Origin of the sequence: Novosphingobium sp. SG919 (genome assembly GCF_012932495.1) — a bacterium.
In the GTDB taxonomy this organism is placed as follows: Bacteria; Pseudomonadota; Alphaproteobacteria; order Sphingomonadales; family Sphingomonadaceae; genus Novosphingobium; species Novosphingobium rhizosphaerae.
Map to the genome: position 1 here is coordinate 1 of NZ_JABCNG010000018.1, position 5,264 is coordinate 5,264.

4 protein-coding genes are annotated in these 5,264 nt (G+C 61.8%); 2 read left to right on the forward strand and 2 right to left on the reverse strand.

The window, feature by feature from the left end:
- Positions 1-161 precede the first annotated feature (161 nt).
- Both FHT19_RS24205 and FHT19_RS24210 read left to right on the forward strand, forming a co-directional pair.
- Entirely contained in the window at positions 162-527 is a 366-nt protein-coding gene (locus FHT19_RS24205; RefSeq protein WP_169477105.1) for a hypothetical protein, read from the forward strand.
- A gap of 8 nt (positions 528-535) precedes the next feature.
- The gene (locus tag FHT19_RS24210; protein ID WP_169477106.1) at positions 536-1,621 is read left to right on the forward strand and encodes a hypothetical protein; all 1,086 of its coding nucleotides are present in this window, start codon (positions 536-538) and stop codon (positions 1,619-1,621) included.
- 124 nt (positions 1,622-1,745) lie between these two features.
- Here FHT19_RS24210 and FHT19_RS24215 read toward each other — a convergent pair whose 3' ends face one another.
- Positions 1,746-2,591 (reverse strand): DUF932 domain-containing protein, encoded by an 846-nt coding sequence (locus FHT19_RS24215; RefSeq protein WP_169477107.1) that lies wholly within the window; start codon positions 2,589-2,591, stop codon positions 1,746-1,748.
- Positions 2,592-3,021: 430 nt separating this feature from the next.
- The coding region (locus FHT19_RS24220) for a ParB/RepB/Spo0J family partition protein (RefSeq protein ID WP_248290643.1) at positions 3,022-5,264 on the reverse strand (2,243 nt) is incomplete at its 5' end.

Consider the following 5,264-nt stretch of genomic DNA (forward strand, 5'->3'; position numbering starts at 1 on the left):
ATTCTTGCGCGAGGATCGTGACCCGAATGGGCCGAAACCGCTGGCGGGTTCGGTCGGAGCGCAGCGGAGATAGAGCCGTGCCTGCAGGGCCGCGCGCACCCCTTCATTGGTCGGTGGCGGTTTCGGTGGTCTCCGATTCTTTGGCTTGTTAAGGGAATTTCATGACTGCCAAGATTGAACGCATCTTTCCGCGCTGGGCGCAGACCTTGGGCGCGCTGCACCACTCGAACGCACTGGTTCGTTCGCAATGCCGGTGCTGCGGTGTGCAGCTGCGCGTCGATACCGAGGCGCTGGCGCTGAAGCACGGGGCGACAGCGAGCCTGATCGACCGGTCGGATCGGTGCAGCCTGGTGGCGTGTTCCGGCAGCGTGTTCTACCTCGCTGCGCGGACATATGGTCGGCAATGGCTATCGCTTGTCAGCCGCGAAGAGCTTCTCCGCGGCCTCGAGGAAGCTGCGCCGGCGTGCAATGCGCAATCACTCAATCTGCAGAGAGTGAAGCGACCTTCGCGCACTGGCAAAGGGTAGCGCGCGCGATGGCCTCCATCGAGCACCACATGGCAAATCCGGGCATCTCGATCGAGGAGCATATCGGTCAGCGCAGCGCTGATCTGGCCCAGTCGCTTGAGGGGCGAACTGCAGTCTATCTCGACTTCCGGTTCTGGGTACTGGTGCGCGAGGTGCGTGCTGGCATTCGAACCGCGCAAAACGAACGAGAGATGGCAGAGCTTCTCGCCAGGCTCGTGAGCACGGCGCGGATATTCTGCCCGATTTCCGACACGACGTTCTCGGAGCTAATGAAGATCGGCGACGATGCGCGTCGCCATGCGACAGCAGCGGTCATCGATGAGCTGAGCGCTGGCGTCGCGCTCCTGCCGGAGCCGGACCGAATAGCCGATGAGCTTGAGAGGATCATCGCGCACACCTTTCGGCCTGGCGTGAAAGTTCTGCCCAGGGTGTGGACGCGATTGGCCTACATCATGGGCCACACCTATCCGAGCCAAACCCCGTTCCCGCCGGAAACCGAGCGGGCGATACAGAAGGCCTTCTTCGATCACCTGTCGGAGCAACCCTTGGAGAGTGTCGTTGCGCACTTGGGTCAGCCCGACTTCGACATCGCAGCCAGAATGTCCGAGATGGCTGAACGGCTAAACAAATCCAATCGCGATCATCGTTCCACAATGAAGTCCTTTCAGGCTGTGCTGGCGGCCGAGATGGAGGGCACGGCGGATCTTGCACAGTCGATGCTGAGCCAGGTCATCGCTGAACTCGGTAACTTTGGAGCCGATGCCCGGGCGTCTGCGGAAGGGAGGCAGATGGGCATCGGCCTCCTACGGGCTGTCCTCCTCGGAGAGCAGCGTGGCCGACTTCCATCCCTCCACGTGAAAGCGTGCCTACACGCGCTCTTTCGCTGGGAATATAGGGACAAAGAGATCGTCGGAAACGACCTTTTCGACTTCGGTCATACCGCTGCAGCTCTCGGATACTGCGACGCGTTTCTCACTGAGGCGGGCATTACACGGTCGGTCACCCATCAGCGCATCAAACTCGACGAGCTATACGGGTGCTTCGTCACGAATGATGTCGACGCGGCGCTGAGCTACCTCCGTTCGCTGAGCTGATTAATTCCCGATCAACGGGCGAGCTGGTGCCTTGTGCGCCAGGTCGCCCGCCGCCGCAAAGAGGGGTACGGCCCTCGTGGCAGGAGAGTGTGCGGCGGGAGGCTCTGAAGCCTCCCGCCCTCGGTCATGCGGCCTTGAGGCGCGCCATGCCTTCGGCAAGGGTCCAAAGAGCGCGATTCACGCCGACATTCTGATCGATGCCGTTGATGGGGCGGGTGCGGCGACTGATGATCCGGCCATCCTCGGTTTCGCGCCTGCCGTTGAGACCGCCACGAATGATATTTTCCTGAACACGGTTGAACACAGTCCAGAGATCGCCGCCGACATCGGCCTGACGGCGGGGCCGCAAAATCTGGTCGGGGGTGACTGGGCTGGGGGCCTCGTCATAGCGAGCTACAAGCGCGGCTTCGGCAAACACGCGCTGTTCTTCGGGTTGCAGGCTAACGCCCGCCATTTCGCGCGAAGCGTCGATCAGGCGGGGGAAGTCTTCGGCAACGGTGTAAGCCCCTTCGATGATCTGGTCCTGAATGTTGCCCTTATGGGGAACGCGCACCTCCTTGAACTGCTCACCGGCGATCATGGAATTGGTGCAAACGAAGCGGATCAGGCCCGCAAACATCTGGTAGCTGGTGGTTCCGTCATGGCTGTTGACGATTACGACCTCGGCGGCCTCGGTCGCGCCGATCTGGTCGGGGCGGCGCATCCGTAGCATGTGCTTGGCATGGCCGAACCGTGAACCGTCGCGGGGCTGAGCCTGTACGGCAAAGAACGGTTGCCAACCTTCCTTGCGCAAGCCCTGCACAATTTCGATGGTGGGGACATAGACATACTTGGCCGAACGGCTGTCGTGGGCTTCCTCGGCAAAAATCGAGGGAACGACCTGCCGCAACTGGTCATCGCTCAGCGCTTCGCGGGCCGAAATCTGGCGAGCGTTGCGGCGGTTAAAGCGGGTTGCAAGCGTGTGATACATGGTGTTTTTCCCTTTTCTTCAATCGGAGCCGAAGGCGATGGCCCCGTGCCATCGGCTTCTGCCGGGTGGCGAACTGGGCCGGGGAATTTGCATCGGCTCGATCGGGGGGAGGGGGATCACCCGGCGCGCAGGGAGCGTAGCGACTGAGCGTTGGGGACACTCCCCGCTCGACCAAGCGAGGGCGCGCAGCGCCGGAGACGGCCAGGCCGTAGCAAAGGGGGCAGGAACAGGCCCCGGAACGCGCGGAGCGCCACGAACGTCGGCCGTGGCAACGGCCTATGGCGTGTCGCCGGCGAAGTCCGGGGACGCGGACCAAGGCGACAGGTATTCCGGCCCCAGCGGGCTGAAATGCCTGTCTGCTAAAGGCGGCTGAATCCCGTCGTTGATCAGCTGGCATGAAGTGGGGGAACCGGAGTCCCCCCACCGTTGCTCAAGCGGCTTCGTCCAACTCTTCGGAATCATCGGTGGTGTCGGTGCCATCTAGCGCCGTATTCGGCTCGTCGCGGTCGACTCCATCGTGGGGAAGGGGCGGAACGGTCCCGCTTTGCATGAAGTCGGGGAGCCAGTTTACGGCCTCGGCGATGTCATCGGCATGGAGGCCCAACAGCTTGGCTTCAGCTGCGTCGCAATTGGCGATGCGGGCGCAAAGGGCGATGGTTTCATTGCTCTTCATGGCCTTGGCTCGGTCGCCGAGCCCCCATGTTTCAAGCAGATTGACCCGGGCCTTGTGGGAGAAGCTCGCAAAGAATGCGTGGTCCAGTTCCACTGTGTCTCGCCAGCGTCCGAAACCGGGCTCTGCTTCGATGCAGTTGGCCAGCTCGCAAACCATGCGGGGAGTTCGCCCTTCGGAATACGTGGAGGCGGTGGTTGCCAGCAGCATGTGACCGGCAACAAGAGCGGCGACCTTGTGCTTGTCGAGATCGGGCAGGGTTCGGAACATGGCAAACCCGTCAATGGGATCGCGCGCGGTCACCCATGCGGCGGCTGCCATGCGCTCCTTGGTGGAGAGCCATGCAGCGCGCTCGGGTCGAGTCTTGGCGAGTTCGTGGACCTTGCTGGTGCTGTCCTCGTCGTGGGGCAGGTCATCGATTCCCTGATCCTCACCAAAGAAGTGCTGGGTGTGGCCGTAGCCCTGCTTCGGGGAGAGGATGGTACGGGCTTGCGAGAAAAGCATGAAATCGATGGCAAGTGGTGAGCCGGATGCGGCGGAGTGCATCAGCTCTGCCCGGATCATATCGCGACGAATGAGCATCAGCGCCTGCATGTTGTCCTTGGACAGACCATAGCGAGCGCGTTCTGCCTCTTGCGGGGAAAGTTCTGCCTTGGGGCTACGCTCCTGGGTCGCGCCCTTGGGCAGAGCCAATCCCTTCGCGGCGCGATCCGCAAACCAAAGTTCCACGACAAAATCGCCGTCATTGTTGATAGAGGCAACGCCAACGACAGCGCCCTTTTTCGGCAGTATGATGGGGCGCTGTGCATCCATTTCCGCCAGCGATGCTGTCATCCGATCATACGCCTCCGCGTGAACGGCGAGCGGCTCGTCGTCGGGGCCGATCATCGTGGCAAGGCAATCCTTGATAGAGGCATAGCTCGTGGCCCGCTCCTTAGGCAGCTCACCGCGTTGTGGATTGTGAATGCGGAGTTCATGGTCGCTTGAAAGATAGCCATGCTGTTTGATCTGCGGCGGCGCGGCTTCCCATGAGAACTGCAGGTCGCCAAGGCCCCATTTCTCGCCCAGCTTGCGGCCATTGCGCACGATTTTATGCACGTACCGATCCTTGTCCGTGGCAAGGCGCTCTTCGGCCAGCTGGCGAAGCAATTCGGGCTGTCTGACGATGCCTTCTCCGTCCTTGGCAAAGAGGTCGGCCTCAAACTCGCCTCCCGCTGCGCGGAAAGCGTCAACGCCTACATAGCGCATCAGCTTGGACAGCTCGTGGTCGCCCGAGTTCATCGCCCGACGAATGGCGGAGGGGTAGCTGGTGTGAGGTTGTCCGTTAGAGGTCAGCTGGCGATAGACCGCGATCTGCAAGGATTGATCCTCGGTTGCTGCATAAGCCATGGCCTGCGCATCATCGATCTCACCAGCGCTGTAGAGGTCCATGATGTCAGGATGAAGGTTTGCGATGCGCATGATGCGCGCGGTGCGGGCGACATCATAGCCGAACATCGCCCCCAGCTGTTCAAGGGTCGCATCGGGGCGCTCGGTCCTGATCGCGGCGAATGCGCGATAGACATCGGGCAGCGACATGGCTTCACGAGCGCGGTTTTCTGCCATGCTGATTTCGGTGGCCTTGGAGCGGTCCTCCACCTTCATGCAGGGGAAGGTCATGGCTTTGCGGCTCGGATCGGCCTCGGCCAGGGCGGTGAGCAGGCGACGGCGACGATCACCAGCGATCACCTCATAGCCTCCTGCCTCACGGGCGATGACAACCATGGGCTGGATGAGCCCCACTGACAGCAGGGAAGCGGAGATTTCGGCATCGCTGGCGGCGCTCGAAGGTGCCTTGCGGACGTTCAGTTCGCTGCGGTGGAGCTGGTCGATGGTGAGGTGCAGGATGGTCGATTTGGTAGTCTTGGCCATGGTGTTTTTCCCTTTTTCAATCGGAGCCGAAGGCGATGGCCCCGTGCCATCGGCTTCTGCCGAGTGGCGAACTGCGGTCGGGAATTTGCATC